Genomic DNA, 22,816 nt, shown 5'->3' with positions numbered 1-22,816 from the left:
GCAATTGCTTAAACAACACTCACACTCGCTATTTTTATCCTGCTGTGCTTGAATGTGGTAATTGCCCCAGGTATTTATGCTGTTAGCAACAGCATCTTCGAATATCGTTCTGATTGGGTAAAAGAATTAAAATTAAAAATTAATTTTAGTAATAATTGGAAAAGTTTTTATGGCTATTATTCGAGAAACTATCAGAGCAATTTTTATAACTCTAATGCTTTGGTTGTTGACTGCAATAATCTATCCTCTGATCATTCTTGTAGTGGGTCAAGTTTTTTTGCCCTATCAAGCGAATGGCAGCATTATGCTGAATCTAAATAATGAACCAATTGGTTCAGCTTTGATTGGTCAACTATTCACATCCGAGCGATATTTCCATCCTCGTCCTAGTACTGTTAGATATAGCCAAGGAAAAAAAGCAAAGCCAACTGGCATATCTGGAGCCAGCAATCTCGCTGCTAGCAATCCAGAGCTACTAAAGCGGATTCTAGAAGAGGCAAATCAATTGCGAGACGAAAATCTTCAACCGATCGCTGATATGATTTATACCTCTGGTTCTGGTTTAGATCCGCATATTTCCTTCAAAGCAGCACGGCAGCAATTGACGCGGGTTGCAGGTGCGCGGGGAGTCAAAGAAGATGAGATCCTACGTTTAATTAACAAGTATACCGATGGCAGATTTTTATGGATTTTTGGTGAGCCGGGAGTCAACGTTCTCCGATTGAATTATGCTCTTGACTTGCAAGATATTAATCGTCAGCAAAATCAATAAATGGGAATTGGGCAAAACAGTTGCGAGTTGTGAGCAAAGAAGTCAGATTTACTATTCACGCGCTCAACCCTAGCTATCTGCTAACAGCACTTATAAGGGGGATAGATAAAGCGCCGTTTTCCGATGAAATAGGATTGCGATAGAAACCAAGAATGAAATGTCAGACAATAATACTGGTTGGAATGGCACTGCACCTTTAAATTCTGGAAGTTACTCAGTTTATCCGGCACGACGGCGGGGTAAACATAAAATATTTATTGGTATGGCTCCTGGAGTAGGGAAAACCTACCGGATGCTAGAAGAGGGACACGCACTTAAACAAGAAGGAATTGATGTCATCGTTGGGCTTTTGGAAACCCACGGACGCAAGGATACGGAGGAGAAGGCAGAGGGACTGGAGATTTTACCCCGTAAGCAATATCTTCGCGGTGAGTTGACACTAACGGATATGGATACAGATGCTATTTTAAAGCGATCGCCCCAATTAGCCTTAATCGATGAACTTGCCCATACCAACGTCCCTGGTTCACCACGCGAAAAACGCTACGAAGATGTAGAAGTAGTTTTGGCAGCAGGTATTGATGTCTACTCCACAATGAATGTGCAACATTTGGAAAGTCTTAATGACTTAGTAGCTAGAATTACTGGTGTAGTCGTCCGTGAGCGTGTTCCTGACAGAATTCTGGATGATGCGGATGAAATATTAGTGGTAGATGTTACGCCAGAAACACTACAAGAACGGTTATTAGAAGGCAAGATTTACGCATCCGAAAAAATCCAGCAATCCCTTGATAATTTTTTCCAACGCCGTAACCTGATTGCTTTGCGGGAGTTAGCTTTGCGCGAAGTCGCAGACAACGTAGAAGAAAATGCGATCGCTACTATCCCCAATGGACAATCCTGTAATATTCATGAGCGCGTTTTGGTGTGTGTATCTACTTATCCCAACTCAGTACAGTTGTTACGCCGGGGTGCGAGGTTAGCTAGCTACATGAATGCCCCACTTTATACTTTGTTTGTTGCCGATCCAGAACGATTCCTCACCAAGGAGGAAAGCTTACACATCCACACTTGTGAGAAACTCTGTAACGAATTTGAAGGTACTTTTCTTCGTGTTACTAACAGTAACATAGCTAATGCGATCGCAGAAGTCGCCGAGAAATATCGGATTACCCAAATTGTAATTGGAGAGAGTCAGCGATCGCGCTGGCAAATGCTCCTCAAAGGATCTTTGACGCAAAAATTGGTGCGCTTGCTCAAAAATATCGATTTGCATATCATTGCCAGCGAAAAAATGGTTTCATCCAAATAGGAGATCAAATTTCCCCAAAAACTTCAGAAGTAAAGCTTCCATGCAGCCCATAAGGGATATGATGCTTGAGATGTAGCCGTGCAATTGTTCCTTTAGAGAAATCACTAGCATCCAAAATTACCAAATCTGAGCGGTGATGGGCAGCATCATAAACTAAAGCTAATACCCAACCATCATCTTCCTTTTCAGAATCTGGGCGCGGGAAAAAAATCGGTTCACCTACAAAACCACGAGGTGCAGCACTCCAAAACTGTCTTTCCCCAGACTGTAAATCAATTTTCAGCAATGCTTGTAAGGGAGCATTACCACTCTCTGCATGAGCCGCACCTATATATAGATATCGATAAGGGTGTCCCACATTCGCCGGATGGATGCTGGGAAATTCGCAACAGCGACTATCAATCAATTCTCGCTGCACTGTCCCATTCTTGAGATTTAGATAAAATCGCCAAAGTTGCCCAGGTGAAGAAGCTTCGAAATTAACTTGTCGAAAATCGCTTTTAGGCTCCACTTCTGGTAAATCTTGGTAGCAAATAGAATCAATCAGAACTTCCTCTCCTACCTCAAAAGCATTAACGTGGTGGAAAACGAAACCCGACTGAGTTTCCAGAAATTTTATCTCTTCTTGCCCTTCTTTGGGAAAACGGGGAATAATTATAATTTTTGTCGGTTGATTTGCTTGAAATTTGATACATTCTCCTGCCGCACGTATTCCCAAGGCAAAAGGTATGGGATTAAATGTGACAGGATTTTGAAAGAAGATGCAGTAGTTGGGAGTAATAACAAAATCGTGAATGAAACAGAAACCGGGAACCTTATGAGCTTGCTGTCTAACAATTTCACCCACTAAGTTTAGCTCGAAAATAGTAATGGTGGTAGATAATCCTGGCTTAATCGAGAAATTTACTAGGCGAGGTTCGCCCCCATCTTGTTCACAATTCTTTTCCAAGCGGGGATGAGCAGCGAAAGCTTCACCTGCTGACAAAGCACCATTAAAATATTCATTTCCCAAAGTTTCAAGAGTCTTGGGATCGAGGCGATATGCTTCAGAAGCTTCCCATAGTGCTAGCAGTTTACCACCCCAATAGATAACATTTGTATTAGCAATATTTTTGAGTTTGAAATCAAAGATATTAGCTCGCCAACCACCGGGTTTTTGAGTACCAAAAGTACCGCGATAAAGAATTTTTCCCGCCTTTTGCTCTGCCAAATACCCAGTTGTCTGGACAAAGCGGTTGCGAAAATGGGCACGACCGTTGGTAAAGGTAATTTTGCTAATCATCCCATCTCCATCAAACGGGTGATGAAGAAATTTTCCATTCACATCCAACAAACCGGGGCCATTTCTAAACAGCGTGCCTTCTAATTCTCTGGGAATTTCCCCTTCTATATCATCAATCCAATAATCAAATTCTTGGGTGAGAGATTGATACCCACCTTGCCAATCTGCACGAGTATAAAATTTTTCTGTAACTGGGCTTCCTTGACTTTTCAAATGCATAAGCTTTGTTTTTTATTGTTATCTCGTACAAAAATATGTAGCAGCTAAAAAGAATTCCGTTGCAGCAAGGTTGCAACAGGGAGGCAGCGCACTGACTCGACTTTGGATTTATTACACTATTCCACTATTTCCGACTCTGGTTCTGTCAGTACCAACTCAGACATCAAATCAGGTAAGAAAGCTTGTTCCCCATCTTTGGATGTCTCAGCTTGCTCTTCAGCAGCAGGAAGCCAATTGATAAATGGTAGGGGTAACAGCGTACTAAGGTTAGTAATTATCACCAATAGCCAAAGTGACTCAAAGTTAGTTGCAGTGATCCCTAACCAATAGGTGATTAATGCCCCCAATGCTTGGGAAACCGTTCCTGCTGAATTAAATACAGACATCAACAAGGCAAATAAAGTTGCTTCCACTCCAGAGGGACAAAGCCTTGCTGCTAGAACCATGACTTGCATAAAGGCAATTTTCCCCATCACAGTGAGAATAAGACTATCACCCAAACTAAACCAGTGGTCATCTATACCCAACAGCCGATTTGTGTGAGTCACTAACAACAGCATCGTCATCCCTAACATTGAAGAAAGGACGGTACTCCAAGCAAAAATCACGCGAAAAGGAATGCTTTTGAGAAAACGTTGAAAAATCCAAACACCTGCTAAAGAAGCGAAACTTGTCACCAAGTTTACCCGCCCCAAAAATTCTGGTTCAAAGTGTAATTCGTTGGTAGAGAAGTAGAAAAAGGCTGATTCAGCATTTGGGGTAGCTTGCCAGATGAAGACAAAAGCCGTTGGTAGCCAAATTGTTTTTTGGGTAATAGCTTGGCGTAGTTGCTTCAGTTGATGTTTGATTGGTAAAGGGTTAGTTTGATTACTCTCATTAGTATCTTTACTAACGGGAGATTCAGCAATTAACCAAGCTACCCCTGAGACAATGAGAGGGAATAAGGCGGTAATTCCAAAGACAGTACGGGTAGTAAAGTATTGAAGCAGCAGACCGCTAAAGTATGCTGTAATTAAACCTCCGATCGCAGAAGCACCCCAGCATACAGATTGTAGTGAACCGGCTTTTGCTTGGGATTCCCCTCTGGCACGTTCCACAACTAGCGAGTCAACTATCACGTCACTCATGGCGACGGAGAGAGAACCAAGAGCGATCGCTAACGTAGCTGCCCAGCTAGTATGAACTATTGTGGCCAAACTCATCCAGGAAGCGGTTCCCAGTACCCCGGATAAAATCAAGTAAGGACGACGACGATAGCCAAATATGGGCAAGCCATCAGAGATAAAACCAAATACCGGCTTGATCATCCAAGGTAGGAAGACAATTCCCAATAGCGCCGACACCTGGACTGGACTCAGCAACAGTTCATCTTTGAGGAAAAAGCTCACGGCTAAACGCGATAGCCCTAAAATTCCTTGGACAAAGTAAACGGTGAGAATTGCAATTAACTCCGCATTGGGTTCATTACCCAAGAAGATTTTTTGTGTGAATGAGTCTTTGACCTTGGACAAGCCAGATGATTGAAGCACCATTCGATAAATATTTTTTAAGTTTTATCTACTTTTCTATCATATCGATTCTTAAAACCTAGGCTTTAGGATCAGTTCTATGCCAAGTTAAGCTTTTAGGCTGGGTAATGCCAATATCTCTAAGCAGAAGGCAATCTAGGCGTTATCTTAAGTGTTGTAGAGTGGTTGTCCATAAAATAAACAGCAAAACAATTAGGGTGAGCTTACTTAGGTAAACTCACCCTAACTTGTGTTTAATGTTGACTTTTTGCTGGAACTTCTGAAATCCTGCCTGTGGCACGCTACGCGAAGTGGAGCCTGGGAGTAAGGCATAGAGAAAATCAGGCAAATCTTACTGAGCTAGAATTGGTGTCTTTAATAGAATTGCTTTAAAGCAGTGCTATTAAAGTGGCGATCGCTTGAGAGTGATATTCTCTTAATTATCATCAGAAGTGCAGAAGATACTTAATAATGTGAGCTAAAAATTGTGTTGTTTGCAAGCCACTAGACTTAAGACAATTGCAAAACTGACTTTTTCTTGGCTCGACGGGTCATAACTGAAGCAGCACCTACAAAACCAATCGCAAAAACTCCTAATACAGAAGAAGACTCAGGAACTGCTCTAATGACATTACCGGTGATACTCTTGTAGCCAGTGGCGACTGTGTGATTATCTGATTCAAAACCAGTTCCGCCGACATTGGTGAATTTAACCTGATCAAAAGTTCCGGCAACATCGTAGAAGTTGATGAACGCATAGGGTTCACTCTTATTTTGAGTTGGTGAATTAGGATTACCGTAGTAGCTGGTACTGGTGTTATTTGGTAGCTTTGCGATATAACTAACCACATCAGCAGTAGTAATTCTTTCTACAAGAGTACCTTTTGAATAAAATTCAAGTACGTTATTAGCGTCTCCTGCAGACCACCAAAGTCCAAAGTAACTTTGTGCGGTTGTCAAATTTAAGGTGGAAACCGTTTGACCATTACCCGATCTGCTAGTATCTACATCAAAATATTTGCCTGTTCCATTAGCACCACCATATTGATCTTTATCCACGATCAGAGTATTCGTATAGCTACCAACACCAGTCCATTGCAAGCCTGCTGCACTATAACCTGTTGTTGAAGCATCAAAATTTTGTACATTATAATTAAGAAGATTTGAGTAACTTGCCGTTTGTTTGCCTGCATCTTCTATTGATATCGAAAAAGACGCAGCCATTACAGGGCGGGTAACAGTAGCTAAAGACAAAACGACACTAGAAGCGATCGCAGACTTAATTAAAAGATTTTTCATTTGACAATCCTTTTTCGTTTTTTAATCTTTCGTGTTCATAGCCTCATTGTGCGATGTACTTCTAGATTCCAACATCAGAGGGATTACTACTTTTTTGATTTGACTATATTCAGATAGAAATGCAGGCTATTGGACTTTATTTAGAGAATAATCACTGATGTTATGTTGTGCGATATCTATAGCTTTATGTAGAAAATGCGAAGTTATCAGTGCTAAATTGTAAATAAGCTTCATTTATAAAAAGTGCCGTTTTGAGATTCGCAGGCAGTTTATATTTTTAGGGTTCTAGATCAAGAAGGCATGAGGCATTATGCGATGCCAAACCATTGAAAATCAGTGCTTATTCCTTGGCTGAATAGTTTTTAAACCTCAAGAAAAAGATTATCTTGGTTCTTCTTTCAGGTAATTAAATAACCTGCATTTTGCTGTGTGATTAACTTCATAATCTTTTTATGAGAACCAATTGCATCATTTTTCACAATACATCCAGATAGGTCTCATACATTTCATAACTCTGGAATTGCTGTAATTTAAAAATTATTCTTTTTACTTCAAGGGAATACGACGTTATGCTGTCGACTGCCTCTCACCCTTTCCCTCAAAATTCATCTTTTTCCAATCAACTATGCCACCTTACTTTTTTTGACATGGGTAGTAGCATGAATTAAACTACCTCTTGCAATCCAAAAAAGAATCTTGAACAATGCATCCGACTGAAAAAGCTGCTGTCTCTACTCGCGTTATCGGTTTAATTAGTGGCACATCCGTAGATGGCATAGACGCTGTGTTAGTAGAGATTTCCGGTACAGAATTGGATCTTAAAGTTGAGTTACTAGTCGGTAAAACATATCCTTATCCAGCTGAACTCAGAGAAAAAATACTAGCGGTTGGTGCAGGTGTTGCCATCTCAATGGCAGAATTGGCAGAAATAGATGATGCGATCGCCCAAGTCTTTGCCCAAGCCGCCCAAAATATTCAAATTGGTCATCAGCTAGCTACTCTCATTGGCTCTCACGGTCAGACGGTTTATCATCGACCACCCAAAGAAGGAGCAGGGGAGCAGAGGAGCAGGGGGAGAGAAATGCTCACTTCTCATTCAGCACTTAGCACTCCTTTGGGTTATAGTCTCCAACTAGGGCGGGGTGAATTAATTGCCTATCTTACGGGCATTACAACTGTGAGCAACTTCCGCGTTGCTGATATTGCTATTGGTGGTCATGGTGCGCCTCTCGTGCCCAGAGTAGATGCTTATTTGCTCAGTCATCCTGAAGAAGGGCGCTGTATTCAAAATATTGGTGGCATTGGTAATGTCGCTTATATTGCGCCTCGGCATGGTGACTGGCTCTCAAAAATTCGTGCTTGGGATACTGGCCCAGGAAATAGTCTGTTGGATCTGGCGGTAGAGCATTTAAGCGCTGGTGCTAAAACTTACGATGAAAATGGCAATTGGGCAGCAAGTGGTACTCCTTGCCATCCTTTGGTAGAACAATGGCTCAACCAAGATTACTTTCATTTACCACCGCCCAAATCTACTGGTCGGGAGTTATTTGGTGTGACTTATCTACATCAGTGTTTAAAAGATGCCCAAGGATACCAACTCAATGCTGCTGATATACTGGCAACTCTGACGGAACTGACAGCTGCTTCGATTGTTCATAGTTACCGAACTTTTTTGCCAGAAATGCCACAACGAGTACTATTATGTGGTGGTGGTAGCCGCAATCTCTATTTGAAACGTCGATTAGAGTTATTGTTGGCATCAATCCCAGTATTGGCTACAGATGAAGTTGGGTTAAATGCAGATTTTAAAGAAGCGATCGCTTTTGCAGTTTTAGCCTACTGGCGGCATTTGGGCATTCCTGGCAATCTACCTACTGCTACTGGGGCACCTCAAGAAGTGCTTTTGGGAGAAATTCACCAAAGTCAGTCCTGAGTTCTGAAAGAGGAACAATAAAAAATTTCTTCATTATTCACTCAGGACGGACTAAACGCCCCGCTATTCATGTACAGCACTGCTATAACTGTAATCTTGGCGGTACTCGATCAAGACAGGGAATATATAAGGTGGCTCATACTTTTTTATTGGAACCAGGACGCTGGGCAATGCAAGGAAATTGGCTGGAACGAAATGGTATGCCAATCAGCGTCAAGGGTATGACCTTGGTAGCTTGGAATCGAGATAACTGGTTCACTATGGCTACAAAGCTGATATTTCCTGGTAGCGATCGCTCAGAAATCTCTCTACAATACAAAGGACGATTGCATGAGGGAGAGCGTCAGTATACTTTTTTACTACAGCATAATATTTTGGGGCAAGTTGAAGGTGAAGGCTGGATTGGTCTAGATACTATTGTGCAGCGTTACTGGGTACTAGGCGATCGTCAGCGTCGTAGTGGCTTTGAAACCCTACATCGGATTTCCGAAGATAGATATTACCTAAGTAGTGGTATCTTAGCTGGTCATTTTTTAACTAACACAATGGAAGTTAGCCTAGAGCGTCAATCAACCTAAGAGCAATTTACCTCGCTGCTGTGAGTCTAACCTGTAAACTGAGACCATATTGTCTAAATAACTTTAGCAACGTACTGGTTTGGCAATGTTCAAGTTTATTTTGACCAACTTACTCAAGGCAACACATAATATCAACAAAATTAATTTATTCTCAATAAAGTTTAAGAAATATCATTAAGACTTGTTTATTGATAAAACTTAAGCAACAGCGATAGTGAGTATTGGTCCTGCTGCAAAGAAGCAAGCTACGCACAGTGTCTCGTAGAGAGTGTGATAGCCAGTCGTAGACATCGCTTTGATTCTTGTAAACCAAACCAAACGAAAAATAAGCATTTTTTCATTGGTTCTTAATCTTGGTTGCGATCAAGAGTAATTTTAGATGCGTTTGCCTTGCCGACTACTTAGTTGTATAGTAAAAAAGAAGTTATCAAATTTATATTCATAATCTTAAGATTTTTAGCTAACTGTGTAGTCAGGAGTTCAGTTTTATGAATCCTAAAGTATCCGTCATTATTCCTGCTTATAATACTGAAGCTTATATTGCGAAGGCGATACAGTCAGCCTTAGAGCAAACGCTCAGTGATATTGAAGTCATCATAGTCGATGATGGTTCAAGTGATAGAACTGTAGAAGTCGCTAAAAGTTTTACTGACCAACGCCTCAAAGTAATAGTTAATCAACAAAACCTTGGAGTTTCTGCTGCGCGTAATCGTGCCATCAAAGCAGCTAAAGGAGAATGGGTTGCTGTTCTTGATTCAGATGACTGGTATGCTCCTGAAAGATTAGAAAAACTTCTGTTGCTGGCAGCGAAAACAAATGCAGACATAATTGCTGACGATCTCTATTTAATCCACGATGGCGCAACATCTCCTTGGAGTACATTTATTCAAGAAAATGGACAGTATCTAGATGAAGCTCTCCAAATTGATCTCATTTCTTTTGTAGAAAGTGGTGTCTATGGAGAACCAGTGCTGCCTTTTGGTTTAAGCAAGCCTATATTCAAACGAGAATTTTTGGTTAAGCACGGCATTCTGTACGATGAAAGTGTGAGCATAGCTGAAGATTTTTGGTTTGATGTGGAATGCCTCATCAATAGTGCCCGCTTTTTTATTGTGCCAGAACCCTATTATTTCTACCGCTCACGCCCTATTTCTCTTGTACGTCAAAGTATATTATCACGTCTAAATCAATGCTGCATAGCTACTAATTCTTTCATGCAACAAGAAAGGGTGAAAAACAATCCAGCTTTAATGCTTGCTCTATCTTATAATCTTGCATCCTATAAAAAACATCTAGCTTACTATCAAGTTGTAGTGCCTATAAAGCAAAGAAGATGGTTAACAGCATTAAGAGAAATCATAAAAAATCCGCACTTTTTGTCTGTTTTTATTTCCCGGTTGAACAATATTATTAAACGTCGAATACAATACCATGTAATGGGTAATAAATCAGTTTTTGATATGTCTTATAACCTACAGAAAAAACGAACAATAGCGAATTGATATTATCACAATTTCATGCATAAATAATACATTTTCACCTAGTTATAATAAGTCTGAAGGTTAAAAACCTGGTCAAGCAATAAGTATCTGTTGTTATCCCTACTGAACAAAACAAAGGCAGAAGACAGTTTTGCTGGAAGTAGAATGAAAGTGTTAATCAAGTAAAACTTTAGTTGTGAGTCATTGACCACTAAAATCACAGTTACAAATTCTGGCAAACTAGAGAACTTTTTATGAGACACAAGGGCTTGGAGCTGATAAAAGCTAGACAGGAAGCCCTCATCTCTTTCTTTGATGCTTTATTGATATTCAAAACCCTGACTCATCACTCAGTTATCATAACTCTGTAGTGAGTGTGGTAGTTCCCAATTAAGATTTTTGGCAGATGCTAGAGTTATCTATTGACTCAAAATTGGGCAAACTAAAACTACAACATAATTAAAGTGCAAAATGATATGAAGCGTCATTATCTACTCTTTCTGCTTGTTTGCTCTGGTATATTGCACCAGTTGTAATTACCATCTCTGTTGCGAACTACCACAGGATGGCTGCAATCTTCTAAAAGAGGGCTAGAAAAAGCTAGTATAGCACTGCGTAAATGTACTTACTATCTTAATTAAACAAGACTTGGGGCAAAATCCTCTTCTTAAAGGTAGGCAAATTTCCACCCCAGTGTACTAGCACAGAACTGTGTAGATAGAGCAACGACTGGAAATCATCCAACAGCCATCCTATAAGCTTTTTGACTTCTATTTCTGCCTTATGGTACGAATCTAGAAAGTCATTTCTGGGCGCAATAATTCAGATATAGTTTGAATGCACTTTTTCTCCTAAACACTTACAACCTGCTTTTGGATTCAAATTCTCTATGTCAGACCCCAACATTGGTCGCTTACTCAGCAAACGCTACCAACTCCAGGAGTTAATCGGTACTGGAGCAATGGGTCGAGTTTATCGTGCTAAAGATACTTTGTTGGGAGGTGTACCTGTCGCGGTTAAGTTTCTCGCTCTATCAATTCAAAATGAAAAGATGCGATTGCAAGACCGCTTTGAGCGAGAAGCAAAAACCTGTGCTTTACTAGGTCAAAAAAGTATCCACATTGTCCGAGTTATGGACTATGGCGTAGATGAGAATAATACCCCGTTCTACGTCATGGAATATCTACAAGGACAAAGCCTAAACAATATTATTCGTAAGCAACGACTGCCTTTACCAAGATTTCTGAGTATGGCGCGTCAACTAAGTCTGGGGTTACAGTGCGCTCATGATGGCATCCCAGTTGAGGGCACAATTTGCCCAATTATCCATCGGGATGTCAAGCCAAGCAATATGCTGGTGATTCAAGATCCCAGTTTCGGAGAATTGGTCAAGGTTCTAGATTTTGGTATTGCTAAGTTATTACAGTCGGATGGCGACCATACAAAATTCTATTTGGGGACATTGGCTTATTCTTCTCCCGAACAGATGGAGGGTAAGGAATTAGACAACCGTGCTGATATTTATAGTTTGGGTGTAATGATGTTTGAGATGCTCACAGGCAAAATGCCACTAGTGGCACAAACTCATTCTTTTGGAGCATGGTATAAAACACATCACTATCAAAAACCACGTTCTTTTGCTGAGGTTGCACCTGGGTTAGAACTACCAAAAGAAATCGAAAATTTGGTGATGAGTTGTCTCGCTAAGGTAGCACGCGATCGCCCCCAGAGTATCAACGAAATCCTGAGAGTTCTAGCATCTCTAGAAAAACCTGAGCATACACGCAAAGTTAAGCAAGATAGCTATGCCCTAATTCCTACTACGGCCAGTCCTGAGCTTGAACAAAAGACTAAAGCCGATTTGCGGGCATCCTTGTTTAACGATGAAATCGCTCGTGCTATTTCTTGGCCTCAAAATAAACCGATTGCCGATATTGTGTTTCCTCAGTCCATTCAAAGCAATGGGGAGGTTTTACCAGCGCTATGGGTGATGCTACCGCAAGAAGAAATTCAGAAGCGCTTACTCTGTACCCGCTATAACCAATTTCTTTTTATTTCTATTCCCCATCCCATGTTGCTATGGATTACTGTCATCTACAACCGCAAGCATGGTGCCAAATGGTTACCTTACTACCTTGATCTTAAAACCAGTCTTGGTCAAGAAATTACTCGGTTATTACAGCACACAGGTTACTACCGACTGTTGTTCTTTGCACGAGAAACACCAAATCGCTGTACACACATCTTACCTTCCAGCGTCGCTTCTGCCCAGCGTCAACGACTGCAAGAGTGGGTCGCAATGAGCAACACATTGATGTCTTCTGCCGACCCGCAAATGAGTAAAAGCTTGCTCAAAAGCGAGTACGAAAAAATTAAGCCTCAAATTCTGGCAAAACTGGAAAGCATTGATACAGATTCTCCATACGATCTTTCCAGCTAGGAAGAATTTCTTAATATTACATGTAATATATGTAGCTAAGGGCTACTCACTCAAAGAATGTAAACTTTTATAAACAAAATATATATAAAGATGTAAGTTCTAGTTATATGTATAAAGAGTGAAAACGCAAGCTGCAAAATCAGGGATGTCTAAATTATCTCTGAGTATTCTTGTGTACATATTTCGGAGAGTTGTAAATATTACGCAGGTGTAATTCTCTGACCAGACAAAAGAGACAGTAAAAAAGTTTTGCTCAAGTGAACGGTAAGTTTAGCCTGCAAAGCTAAATTTATGTCTAGACTCCAGCAGATGTGCAGTCGAAAGTTTTACTAGTTGTTAGTTAATTTATTGAATTGAATTCTTCCGCCGCTCTTTTGAAATTGTTTATCGAAGTTGACGCCCCGACATCCCCAGCTCTTTTCCTCCTTGGAACCAAGCAAGAGAAGGAGGTCGTCCACTGCGACAGTAGAACGACTCTATGCCATAGTGGAACCGGAATCTAAGCCCCACTGGTGCTTAAGAAGCTCCTGATAAGTTGCCTCGCGCACTACCATTTGCTCATAGAGCTTTACTAGAAAGTCTTTAGCTTGGTCGTGGCTCATGTTCTGTACTTGAGTGGCAAATGAGCAGATGCTGAATTGCTGTTCCAAGGATAGTTTCATTGGTTGGTTCATATTTAACTCCGTAAAAAAAACGCGTAAAGGTGATATCGCTTACAGAAGTCCAAATGGTATAATAATTGGACTTGTATGTGTCCAACATTTGTTCCTCCGTATTAAGAAAGATAACAATTGTTTGACACATTGCCCACATCCTAAGTGTGGATTTTTTTTGATATGATATCTTGCACCTAATCCTGCTGATATACTACCCAAGTCAGCCGAGCCGTATTCCGGAAAATAAGCTCTGTTTGAACGAAGTGTAGATATAACTACCTCTCAACCATTTCTGCTTTGCACTGAATCTCTTTTGAGGAGATAAGCAGATTTTGTCCTGAGTCCTATACGTTTTCCTGTTTGAGAAAAACATTAAGACACTCTGTCTCCACAAATAAATATGGAGGAAGCTTCGGAAGCTAGGACTTTAAAGAGGTTGGGGAATGAATGGTAATAAGCGTGAATTATAGTCGCTCTACCTTATTATGTGCAAGATGTCAATTTATCAATTTGATGCAAATTCAGCCTCATTAGGTGACTTTGGAGGCTAAAAATATTTGTATCAAATTGTAAAAACTAAAAATGCTCACACTGAACAAATTGCTGAGTATATCTACCAGAATTGTCATTTGTCATTTGTCAGTTGTCCTTTGTTTAAGGTTACTAAGCATCGACTAATGACCAATGACTATTTATTATTCTAGTGAGACGATGACAACTGTGATGTTATCGTGCCCTCCATGCTCCTTAGCAGCCTCAATTAGAGAGATGGCGGCCTTATCAAGCCAAGGAGCATCTAAGAGACAGCTAGCAATCTTCTGTTCCACAAGTTCTTCTGTAAGACCATCACTACATAAAAGCAAGCGATCGCCAGCTTTGACATCTAGTGGTTGCACATCAATCTGATGCAAGTCTTCACGCCCCAAACAGCGCGATAATACATGACGAAAAGGATGCGATCGCGCTTCATCTAAGGTTATGTCACCGATTTTGATTGCCCGTGCTACCCAAGTGTGGTCTTCTGTTACCTGTTCTAAGTGCGACTCTCGGAAGCGATACAGCCGCGAATCGCCAACATGAGCGCACCAGGGTGACTCTGGGGCGCGAAAAATTACTGCTACAACTGTTGTGCCCATATCAGCACGTTCGGGATGATTTTGCTGATCTTGCAAAATCGCTTCATTGGCACCCCACAAAGCTTGCTCTAGCAATTCTTGAGAAGATTTAGAAGATTCCCAATTTGCCAGCAAATATGCCTGAATTTCTGCCGTGGCTATGCGGCTTGCTTCTTCACCTCCAGCATGGCCACCCATTCCATCGGCAACAACAAAAAACCGCCCTTCTGGGTCGACATAGTAAGCATCCTGATTATTAGAACGAATAAGTCCCGGATCGCTAAAACCCGTGAAATTAAGTTTCATAATTTTTTTTGCAACAATTAATACATACGATCGTAACGGTCAAGGCGCAAAAGTAGTCGGATCAAGATCACTGAAATCACTAGTGCAATTAAACCAGGCAGCAGTGCCCACCAGACATGATTGCTAACTACTAAGATCGTAGCTGAAAGTGTGAAACCACTGATTAACAGAGCATAGCTCATTGAGAGTTGAATACTGCTCTGCCTCCGCAATAGCCGTTCAGTTTCTATAGACCGAACGCGGAGGCGCATATCTCCGCGTTCTAGCTTTTCTAGCGTATCTTCTAATCTACGTGGTAGACCAAAAGCAGTACTACTTACCTGAGCTGCTTGACGACTTAATTCATTAATAAAGGTATTCCCCTCAGAACCATTCATATCGGTCATAAGCTGCATTGCATAAGGTTTGGCAACTTCCATAAAGTTAAACTCTGGATCTAAACCTTTGCCTACTCCTTCTAGGGTAGAAAAGGCTCGCATCACAAAAGTGAAGGTTGCTGGAAATCTAAATGGCTGATTATAAGCTATTTCATAAAGGTCGTCACTGATTGCCGCCACAGACTGATTTTCAAAGGGCTTATCCATGAAATGATCCAGCATGTACTGGACGGAACGCCGCACTGGGCCCATATCATCTGTTGGAGCGATCGCGCCTAAATCGATCAGAGACTGCACAACGCGATCGCCATCTTTTTGAGCGATGCCAAACAGTGTTTGCATCAGTCCCTCGCGCACGTTGGATTTAATCCGCCCCATCATGCCGAAATCGTAGAATATTAAAGCCCCACTTGCACTAATCGCAATATTGCCTGGGTGAGGATCGGCGTGGAAAAAACCACTATTGAGTAGCTGTAGTAAGTAAGCTTGAGCGCCTTGACGAGCGATCGCCTTTCGATCCAAACCGGCTGCTTCTAAAGCTTCGTATTGGCTAATTTTAATTCCAGGGAGATATTCTAAAGTCAGCACTCTGGAACTGGCATAACGCCAATATACTCTTGGGACGTTCACCCAATCGTAGCCGCGAAAATTCCGGCGAAAAGTATCGGCGTTACGACCTTCGTTAAGATAATCAATCTCTTCCCAAAGAATGCGACAACATTCTTCATAAATACCTAACCAATCTCTTCCACGTCCCCATTTGGGATGGTTTTGAAAGTAGCGGGTAATTCCCTTGAGAATTTGTAAATCTATTTCAAATAACTTCTTTAATCCAGGACGTTGCACCTTAACAACAACCGATTCTCCACTATGTAGCACAGCTTTGTGTACTTGTCCCAAGCTAGCAGCAGCTAAGGGAATTGGTTCAAAATTATCGAAGAGTTCAGGAATTTTTTTGCCTAATTCTTTCTCAATGGTCGCTTCTACTTGCTCATAGCTAAATGCCGGTACTTTGTCTTGTAATTTGGCTAGTTCTTCTACATATTCACCAGGGAAGATATCAGCACGGGTGGAAAACAGTTGCCCAACTTTGATGAAGGTTGGGCCTAAATCCAGCAGGGTATTGCGAATCCAGACCGCTTGGGTTTTGCGTCTTGCAGTTTGCTTTACCTCAGTCACGCCACCCGGATAACTCCAAGATTTGTTGTATAGCCAAAGTTTGAACAATAAGGTCAAGACAAAAGACCAAATGTCCACAAAACGCCGTCTGCTAGAGTATTTTTCCCGATTCCAACGGTATGCCTTATCTGAATAACCTTGTTCCATATCCTTTTGTGTACCGTTGGTTTGCAACCGAATCACTTGAAAAAGAAGACACTCTGATTCCTAAACTGTTTTTTCTTTAGTGTCATTTGTCATTTGTCATTTGTGAATAATTTTCGACCAATGACCAATGACCAATGACTAAAATTTACGCAGAAGTTCTGCGATAATGTTGCAATTCTGTGCGTAACAGGGCAATTTCTGCTCGTAATTCATCAATATCTGCTTGCAAGTCACCTGAATCAGAATTGGTTTGTCCACTACCTGTAGTAGCTTGACCAGAATTAGCTGCTTCTGCTGACCGATTTGCCCGCTCTAGGACTTCTTCTGTAAACTGGCGCAACTGCTCTCTAGCTTCTGCATCAAATTTGCCCAGATCGCTCAAAGCATCGGTCAAGGCGACCTCTAAACGCTCATTAACTACTTCGGCTACTGCTCTGCCTACGAAAAAGGCTTGTACTAGTGGGTTACTCATAAATTTTTGTTACGTTGATCCGCAAGAGAATTATAACTTGCCTGTATGCTTTACGGCTTCTGTTGGGGAGTTAGAGATTTAGAGTTAGCAATATCTCAATTCAATCATTCACGGAGTTTACAGACATACAAGCGACAGCTACACCGGTCTGGAATAACATATATCATGACATTCCAGCAACTCTTGATAATATTGCTCTGGTGTATTGGGTAAATAGGTTCTAATTTGCAAGGCTTGCTCTCTCAAGTTGAAACTTTGAGTAATGTTAATCTGACTGAGAAAATCTAAATCATGGGAAATGACCCAAATAGCTCCTTGATAGTCATTGATACCTACTACCATTTGTTCAACAGTTTCAATATCTAGGTTATTAGTTGGCTCATCGAGAATCAGCAGATCGATTTCTGAGATACTGATCATAGCGATCGCTAATCTTGCCAATTCACCTCCACTCAGCACAGAGGCGCTTTTGTGAACATCATCATATTTAAAGAGAAAGTGTCCCAACTGTTGACGCAAAAGCTGATAACTAAGATTAGCATTGGCCGCTTGCATATTTTCCATAATTGTGTGTTGTCGATTTACCAATTCGTAGGTTTGATGGAGATATACAGCTTTCATCGCTGGTGCAAGCAAAACCTCACCTGAGTCCAAAACTGCTGTTTGGTTTTCCATTCCTAAAATAGCTTTTACCAGACTCGATTTACCAGAACCGTTTGCGCCGATAATGGCTATGCGATCGCCAGAGGACACGTGCAGTTGAATATTTTGAATCAATAGACGTTCTGATACCCTAAGATTTGCACCCTGGATATTAATGAGATTTCGGCGCTTTTGATTTTTTTCCTCTAGCTGAATACTTGTGACTTTTGTAGTTTTGACTTTTGTCTCTGCAACCTTTTGATTAGCCTTGGCTACTGCTGCTTCGTGTTTCTTTTTTGCAGTTCCAGTAGACACCTCAGCTTTGGTTTTAATGAGTCCTGCTGCCATTCTATCAATACTGCCATTGAGAAACTTGGCGCGACCGTTATGCTTAGATTGGGCTGCGCGTTGCTGTTCTTGCATCGCTGTGGTTTGGGTGTGTTTGAGTTCCTTTCGGGCGACTTCGTGCGATCGCAATGCTGCCTCTAACTCGATTTGTTTCTGTTCTCGATATTGAGAAAAATTGCCTCCATATACTTTCAAAGTATCAGGTGCAAGTTCCCAAGTTACAGATGTTACTTGGTCTAAGAAAAAAGGTTTATGTGAGACAATTACAAATGCACCAGTGAAATTTTGCAGAAATTGTCTTAAGTTTTCTAAAGCTTGCAAATCCATGTGGTTAGTTGGCTCATCTAGCAACAGCAAATTGGGCTGTTGAGATAATCCGATTGCTAGAAATAGTTTTGTTATTTCTCCACCACTCAAGTTAGCAATTTGTAGATAAAGATTAACATTTGTATCGAATTGTGTTTGCAATATCTCTTCAATCTTCCACCATTCATCAGAGACGGAAATCAAAAAATCAAGTACTGTTTCTGCTGTAATTTTTTGTCTAATAGTGCTGATTTGTGGCAAATAATAGACAACGCCATTACGCCAAACAGAACCTGTACTGGGGCTAATTTGACCTGCAAGTATCTTTAATAGAGTTGATTTTCCTACACCATTGTGACCAACTAAAGCAATGCGATCGCCGACCTCAATACTCACCTGGATTTTTTGAAACAAAGTTCTATCTAAGCTGAGTTCGTAGGCTAAATTCTCAGCTAATAATATTGATTTTTTCTGCATTATTTCCAAACCTCAATTCGCAAACTTCCGCCCGTATGTTTACATGAATTACGGGTATATTAGACACAAAAAACTTAGCCGCAGACACTTGCCAAGCGGTTAGATGTAAATATGAATGATGACAATATTGTTAGTACATGACTGTGTGAAGTAACCCTGTCAAACTAGTTGCGTTTATTCTTTGTTGACATTAGTTGCTTTGGCGCAACAGGTGTTTGGTACTACTTCATTTCAGCTATCTCGTTGGAGTTGTGATGAGGTTTGATATTGACTACAGTGTAGCATAAAGGAATTTCGGAAGGGTAGCGATCGCTCGTTTTCAGTGGTAAATAAAGATTTTTAACCGCAGAGGCGCAGAGAACGCAGAGGTAAGATATTCATCTTTATAAAATTGGTTCTGAGATGATAAAGCCTGAATTGGACAATTTACCTGTACCCTAAAAATAGATGATTAGCTACGCGCGATCGCTAACTACAAGACTGTTAAAATAAATCCATAACTACTTGATGCCGTATCCATTCTATGACCATAGCTCAAGAATTAGATGATCAAAAAGGCATCTGCCAAGATGTTATATTTCCCCCTGGTGATCTATATAGTGATGAGCCTCCCTTGGAAAGCGAACTTCATCTACGGCAAATAATCCTACTATTAACATGTCTGGAATGGTTGTGGCGAGATAGAAATGATTTCTATGCGGCGGGAAATCTCACTATTTACTACAGTCCGCGCCAACGCAAATCGGAATACTTCCGGGGGCCAGACTTTTTTGTTGTGCTGGGAACTGAACGTAAAACCCGCAAAAGTTGGGTAGTCTGGGAAGAAGATGGTAAATATCCGAATGTAATTCTGGAAATTTTGTCTGACTCAACAGCGAATACTGACAAAGATTTAAAGAAAAAAATTTATCAAGATACTTTCCGCACACCCGATTATTTTTGGTTTGACCCTTACACACAAGAATTTGCAGGATTTCATTTAGTAGATGGAGAATATCAACCTCTACAACCAAGTGAAGAAGGATATTTGTGGAGTCATCAGCTAGGGTTATATTTGGGAGTTTATCAGGGACTATTGCGGTTTTTTACACGAGATGAGCAACTAGTACCAACACCGGAAGAAACGGCAGAACAAGCTGAACAAAAGGCAGAACAAGCCAAACAAAAAGCTGAACGTTTAGCAGCAAAATTGCGGGAGTTAAATATCGATCCAGATACAATTTAGATCAGAGCTATTTCATTTAGGATAGTGTTGCGCTAAAAACTCCTCAGCTTCAGTCTTATCTTTAATCACTCCATCCAAGGTAGCAGCAAGTACATCATCTAATATTTGCCGATACTGCGGCCCTGGTTTGTAACCAAGTTTCTTTAAATCATTGCCATTTAATAGTGGCTGTACATTCGCCCAAACTGTTAAATATTCCCAAATTTGATGTCTAATATCTCGCGGACTTTGCAAAGCAATTAAAATCAGCATTGGTAAATCATATTGTCGCAACAACTGTACTACTTGACTGGGGTGTTTAAAAGTAGGTAAACATTCTATTACTTGACTAAAGTTTTGGACTAAGTTTTTTAACCTAACAATGCTATCGTCTTGTAATTGCAAATTTTGTGCTACTTTCGCCCGATATTCTGGTGCTAGATGGGCGATTAACGCTTCTAGACGCATTTGCCAATGAATGAGAGTTTGTTTAGCATCAAATCGCCGCAAGCAGCGTTCTAGCAAACGTAGTTGTCGCAGGAGTTCTGCGTCTAGAGTGAGGGTAGGATGGATACATTGCAACGCCCCTAAGTTATGGAGTAACTGCAAAGCTGATTTCCAGTAGGGCGCTTCTAGGATGTGCTTTAATTCTGTTTTGAGCCGAGTTTGTAGGGCTGGGGTTTTGGTATTCTCTTGGGAAGTGCGATCGTAAACACCACTGTTGATGGCATAGCGAATAAACTCTTCCGTTTGCGGTTCAATTTCAAATCCGAAACGCACGGCAAAGCGCACGCCGCGATAAATGCGGGTGGGATCTTCGATAAAGCTGTTAGGGTGTAAAACCCGAATTTGTTTAGCTTGTAAATCGAGTAAACCGCCAAAAAAATCGAGTAATTCACCAGAGCGGGGAGAGGTGAGCCGCAAAGCGATCGCATTAATGGTAAAATCTCGACGATACAAGTCTTGACGAATCGAACTCGCCTCAACTTCTGGATTCGCCGCCGGGTAAGGATAAAACTCTGTTCTAGCCGTGGCAATATCTACCCAAAGAGAATCTAATTCTGGGTCTTTGTGCCACAACAAAGCAGCAGTTTGAAAAGCCCCGTGGATTTCTAAACGAGCCGCAGGGTAAAGTTGTTGGAGGGCTTTTGCTAGTTCCACACCAGCGCCAACATCTGCTGATTTGTGAAAGCCATCAACTACTAGGTCAATATCTTTAATCATCAAAGTGTCCGATGTTGCTTCCGCTAACAGCAAATCCCGCACCGCACCCCCGACGAGATAAAGATGCCAACCCCGTTTTTCCGCTTCTTGCGATGCTGTGGTGAGTAGTTGCCATAATTGAGGAGCAAGGCGATTTTGCAACTCAGTGCTAAGAGGAATTTTGAATTTTGAATTTTGAATTTTGAATTTTTCTTCTCCCCCTTCTCCATCTTCATCCCTTTCTTGATGTAATTCCCGCAAGACATCAGTACGAGTGACAAGACCAACTAACTGCTCATTCTCTAATACTGGCAAGCGTCCGATATCATAAGTCACCATCAGCGCTTCAATTTGTGGCAGTGTTGTATCTGGTGTAATTGTTTTCAGATTTCTTGTCATATAGCCCTTAACTGGCGAATGACTAAATCCGTGGTGCAGGGCAATATCAAGATCCCGGCGCGAAATAATGCCTACTAGTTGCCCTTGAGTATCGACTACAGATAAGCCAGAGTGTCCATAGCGCAACAAAATTCGCTGTGCCTCAGCAATTGTGGTTTCAGGTAGAATCGTGCGAACAGGAGAAGACATCAAATCCCTAGCGGTGAGGGGGTGGGGAATTTGTGCCTTTACCCCGTCAAGGAGTTGTTTTAATATTGCTTGTGAATCCACTCCTCTTAGATTTAGTGATGCGGCTTGTGAATGACCGCCGCCGCCAAAGAGTTGGAATAATAGATTAAGATTTGTTTTGGGAATTTGCGATCGCCCAATTATAGTTAAGCGTGAATCATTTTCACTCAAAGGATACTCATTAGCCAACAGAATGGCATCAATTTCGGTTAATTCCACGAGTTCTGAAGCCAAACTCGATAGCCCTGGCACAAAAGCATCTGTTTTCAAAATTACCCAAGCAATAGTATACCCACGTAGGCAAAGATATTCTAAATTTTCTAGAGATTCAGTTAATAACTGTTGCAATTGCAAAGACAAGCCAGGGTCACGGTAGGTAGAAATTACCGATAAACTTGCACCTTGTTGCATCAACCAAGCCAAAGCTAAGGCATCCCGTGGTGTGGATTGGTCAAAGGTCAAGGAGCCGGTGTCAACGTGGATACCCAAAGCCATCACAGTCGCTTCAGCAGAAGTCAAGGAAATTTCCTGTTGTTGCAATTGCTCCACAATTAAAGTTGTGGCGGCTCCTACTGAAGAAATATGCGATCGCGTGGCAGGAATATCTGATTCTTGTCCTAAGTGATGGTCATAAACTATAATTTCCCCAAGATGGGGTAAATCTAACCACTCAGCAGCTTTACCCAAGCGATCGCGCTGTTGCGTATCCACCACAGTCAAAGAGCGAATTTTTTCAGGATTCACCGAACGGCGTTCAATTAGCGGATATTCATCCCGATGCAATGCTAAAAAATCCCGCACAGGAGGATGAGAACCGCCAGTCAGCACAATCTTACTTCCCGGTAGTAGGCGCGTTAACCCTACTGCTGCCCCTAGTGCGTCAAAATCTGCGGTTGTGTGGCAAAGAATTAAATCCATAGTTTAAGAGTCATT

Annotated in this window: 16 protein-coding genes; 7 read left to right on the top strand and 9 right to left on the bottom strand. The window is 41.3% G+C overall.

Going from position 1 to position 22,816, the window contains the following annotated elements; all coding sequences use genetic code 11:
* Positions 1-169 precede the first annotated feature (169 nt).
* Together kdpC and ACFFRD_RS17695 are read left to right on the top strand one after the other, a co-directional pair.
* A complete protein-coding gene (gene kdpC, locus ACFFRD_RS17700; protein WP_012407111.1) occupies positions 170-772 on the top strand; it encodes a K(+)-transporting ATPase subunit C in 603 nt (200 codons plus the stop codon).
* Between the two features lie 157 nt (positions 773-929).
* Positions 930-2,084 carry a universal stress protein gene (locus ACFFRD_RS17695; RefSeq protein ID WP_392482544.1) on the top strand — a complete coding sequence of 385 codons (1,155 nt, stop codon included), beginning with the start codon at positions 930-932 and terminating at the stop codon, positions 2,082-2,084.
* A gap of 4 nt (positions 2,085-2,088) precedes the next feature.
* On the opposite strand, the gene ACFFRD_RS17690 is transcribed toward ACFFRD_RS17695, so the two are convergent.
* The 3 genes from ACFFRD_RS17690 to ACFFRD_RS17680 form a co-directional block, all read right to left on the bottom strand.
* On the bottom strand, positions 2,089-3,585 hold the full coding sequence (locus ACFFRD_RS17690; protein WP_392482542.1) for a carotenoid oxygenase family protein: 1,497 nt from the start codon (positions 3,583-3,585) through the stop codon (positions 2,089-2,091).
* A 116-nt stretch (positions 3,586-3,701) separates the two neighbouring features.
* Positions 3,702-5,117 carry a folate/biopterin family MFS transporter gene (locus ACFFRD_RS17685; protein WP_392482540.1) on the bottom strand — a complete coding sequence of 472 codons (1,416 nt, stop codon included), beginning with the start codon at positions 5,115-5,117 and terminating at the stop codon, positions 3,702-3,704.
* 486 nt (positions 5,118-5,603) lie between these two features.
* Entirely contained in the window at positions 5,604-6,392 is a 789-nt protein-coding gene (locus tag ACFFRD_RS17680) for a hypothetical protein (protein WP_392482538.1), read from the bottom strand.
* 703 nt (positions 6,393-7,095) lie between these two features.
* Between ACFFRD_RS17680 and ACFFRD_RS17675 the strand changes: the two genes are divergently transcribed.
* From ACFFRD_RS17675 to ACFFRD_RS17660, 4 genes are all read left to right on the top strand, one after another.
* Positions 7,096-8,325 carry an anhydro-N-acetylmuramic acid kinase gene (locus tag ACFFRD_RS17675; protein WP_392482536.1) on the top strand — a complete coding sequence of 410 codons (1,230 nt, stop codon included), beginning with the start codon at positions 7,096-7,098 and terminating at the stop codon, positions 8,323-8,325.
* Positions 8,326-8,456: 131 nt separating this feature from the next.
* A complete protein-coding gene (locus ACFFRD_RS17670) occupies positions 8,457-8,903 on the top strand; it encodes a hypothetical protein (RefSeq protein WP_114083579.1) in 447 nt (148 codons plus the stop codon).
* A gap of 488 nt (positions 8,904-9,391) precedes the next feature.
* Complete coding sequence (locus ACFFRD_RS17665) at positions 9,392-10,405, top strand: glycosyltransferase family 2 protein (RefSeq protein ID WP_392482533.1); 1,014 nt, start codon at positions 9,392-9,394, stop codon at positions 10,403-10,405.
* 868 nt (positions 10,406-11,273) lie between these two features.
* Positions 11,274-12,824 carry a serine/threonine-protein kinase gene (locus ACFFRD_RS17660; RefSeq protein WP_392482532.1) on the top strand — a complete coding sequence of 517 codons (1,551 nt, stop codon included), beginning with the start codon at positions 11,274-11,276 and terminating at the stop codon, positions 12,822-12,824.
* Between the two features lie 476 nt (positions 12,825-13,300).
* Here the strand turns inward: ACFFRD_RS17660 and ACFFRD_RS17655 are convergent, their stop codons facing one another.
* From ACFFRD_RS17655 to abc-f, 5 genes are all read right to left on the bottom strand, one after another.
* Positions 13,301-13,498 carry an NblA/ycf18 family protein gene (locus ACFFRD_RS17655; RefSeq protein ID WP_041565841.1) on the bottom strand — a complete coding sequence of 66 codons (198 nt, stop codon included), beginning with the start codon at positions 13,496-13,498 and terminating at the stop codon, positions 13,301-13,303.
* Between the two features lie 677 nt (positions 13,499-14,175).
* Positions 14,176-14,901 (bottom strand): Stp1/IreP family PP2C-type Ser/Thr phosphatase, encoded by a 726-nt coding sequence (locus tag ACFFRD_RS17650; protein ID WP_114083576.1) that lies wholly within the window; start codon positions 14,899-14,901, stop codon positions 14,176-14,178.
* A gap of 17 nt (positions 14,902-14,918) precedes the next feature.
* The gene (locus ACFFRD_RS17645; RefSeq protein ID WP_114083575.1) at positions 14,919-16,604 is read right to left on the bottom strand and encodes an AarF/ABC1/UbiB kinase family protein; all 1,686 of its coding nucleotides are present in this window, start codon (positions 16,602-16,604) and stop codon (positions 14,919-14,921) included.
* Positions 16,605-16,749: 145 nt separating this feature from the next.
* Positions 16,750-17,076: a DUF6825 family protein gene (locus ACFFRD_RS17640; RefSeq protein WP_012407099.1), complete on the bottom strand. Its 327-nt coding sequence runs from the start codon at positions 17,074-17,076 to the stop codon at positions 16,750-16,752.
* Between the two features lie 138 nt (positions 17,077-17,214).
* Positions 17,215-18,849 (bottom strand): ribosomal protection-like ABC-F family protein, encoded by a 1,635-nt coding sequence (gene abc-f / locus ACFFRD_RS17635; RefSeq protein ID WP_392482529.1) that lies wholly within the window; start codon positions 18,847-18,849, stop codon positions 17,215-17,217.
* A 523-nt stretch (positions 18,850-19,372) separates the two neighbouring features.
* On the opposite strand from abc-f, the gene ACFFRD_RS17630 reads away from it, so the two are divergent.
* A complete protein-coding gene (locus ACFFRD_RS17630; protein ID WP_392482528.1) occupies positions 19,373-20,074 on the top strand; it encodes a Uma2 family endonuclease in 702 nt (233 codons plus the stop codon).
* 12 nt (positions 20,075-20,086) lie between these two features.
* Here ACFFRD_RS17630 and ACFFRD_RS17625 read toward each other — a convergent pair whose 3' ends face one another.
* Positions 20,087-22,801 carry a CBS domain-containing protein gene (locus ACFFRD_RS17625; RefSeq protein WP_392482526.1) on the bottom strand — a complete coding sequence of 905 codons (2,715 nt, stop codon included), beginning with the start codon at positions 22,799-22,801 and terminating at the stop codon, positions 20,087-20,089.
* Positions 22,802-22,816 lie beyond the last annotated feature (15 nt).

The organism is Nostoc sp. C110, from assembly GCF_043099725.1.
Lineage (GTDB): Bacteria > Cyanobacteriota > Cyanobacteriia > Cyanobacteriales > Nostocaceae > Nostoc > Nostoc muscorum_A.
This window is presented reverse-complemented; position numbering and strand designations above follow the sequence as displayed.

Excerpts from the sequence above, each read along its gene's own strand:
- ACFFRD_RS17685 (WP_392482540.1), bottom strand. The coding sequence starts at position 5,117 with ATGGTGCTTCAATCATCTGGCTTGTCCAAGGTCAAAGACTCATTCACA.
- ACFFRD_RS17695 (WP_392482544.1), top strand. The coding sequence starts at position 930 with ATGTCAGACAATAATACTGGTTGGAATGGCACTGCACCTTTAAATTCT.
- kdpC (WP_012407111.1), top strand. The coding sequence starts at position 170 with ATGGCTATTATTCGAGAAACTATCAGAGCAATTTTTATAACTCTAATG.
- ACFFRD_RS17680 (WP_392482538.1), bottom strand. The coding sequence starts at position 6,392 with ATGAAAAATCTTTTAATTAAGTCTGCGATCGCTTCTAGTGTCGTTTTG.
- ACFFRD_RS17660 (WP_392482532.1), top strand. The coding sequence starts at position 11,274 with ATGTCAGACCCCAACATTGGTCGCTTACTCAGCAAACGCTACCAACTC.
- ACFFRD_RS17690 (WP_392482542.1), bottom strand. The coding sequence starts at position 3,585 with ATGCATTTGAAAAGTCAAGGAAGCCCAGTTACAGAAAAATTTTATACT.
- ACFFRD_RS17640 (WP_012407099.1), bottom strand. The coding sequence starts at position 17,076 with ATGAGTAACCCACTAGTACAAGCCTTTTTCGTAGGCAGAGCAGTAGCC.
- ACFFRD_RS17675 (WP_392482536.1), top strand. The coding sequence starts at position 7,096 with ATGCATCCGACTGAAAAAGCTGCTGTCTCTACTCGCGTTATCGGTTTA.
- abc-f (WP_392482529.1), bottom strand. The coding sequence starts at position 18,849 with ATGCAGAAAAAATCAATATTATTAGCTGAGAATTTAGCCTACGAACTC.
- ACFFRD_RS17625 (WP_392482526.1), bottom strand. The coding sequence starts at position 22,801 with ATGGATTTAATTCTTTGCCACACAACCGCAGATTTTGACGCACTAGGG.
- ACFFRD_RS17650 (WP_114083576.1), bottom strand. The coding sequence starts at position 14,901 with ATGAAACTTAATTTCACGGGTTTTAGCGATCCGGGACTTATTCGTTCT.
- ACFFRD_RS17665 (WP_392482533.1), top strand. The coding sequence starts at position 9,392 with ATGAATCCTAAAGTATCCGTCATTATTCCTGCTTATAATACTGAAGCT.
- ACFFRD_RS17655 (WP_041565841.1), bottom strand. The coding sequence starts at position 13,498 with ATGAACCAACCAATGAAACTATCCTTGGAACAGCAATTCAGCATCTGC.
- ACFFRD_RS17645 (WP_114083575.1), bottom strand. The coding sequence starts at position 16,604 with ATGGAACAAGGTTATTCAGATAAGGCATACCGTTGGAATCGGGAAAAA.
- ACFFRD_RS17630 (WP_392482528.1), top strand. The coding sequence starts at position 19,373 with ATGACCATAGCTCAAGAATTAGATGATCAAAAAGGCATCTGCCAAGAT.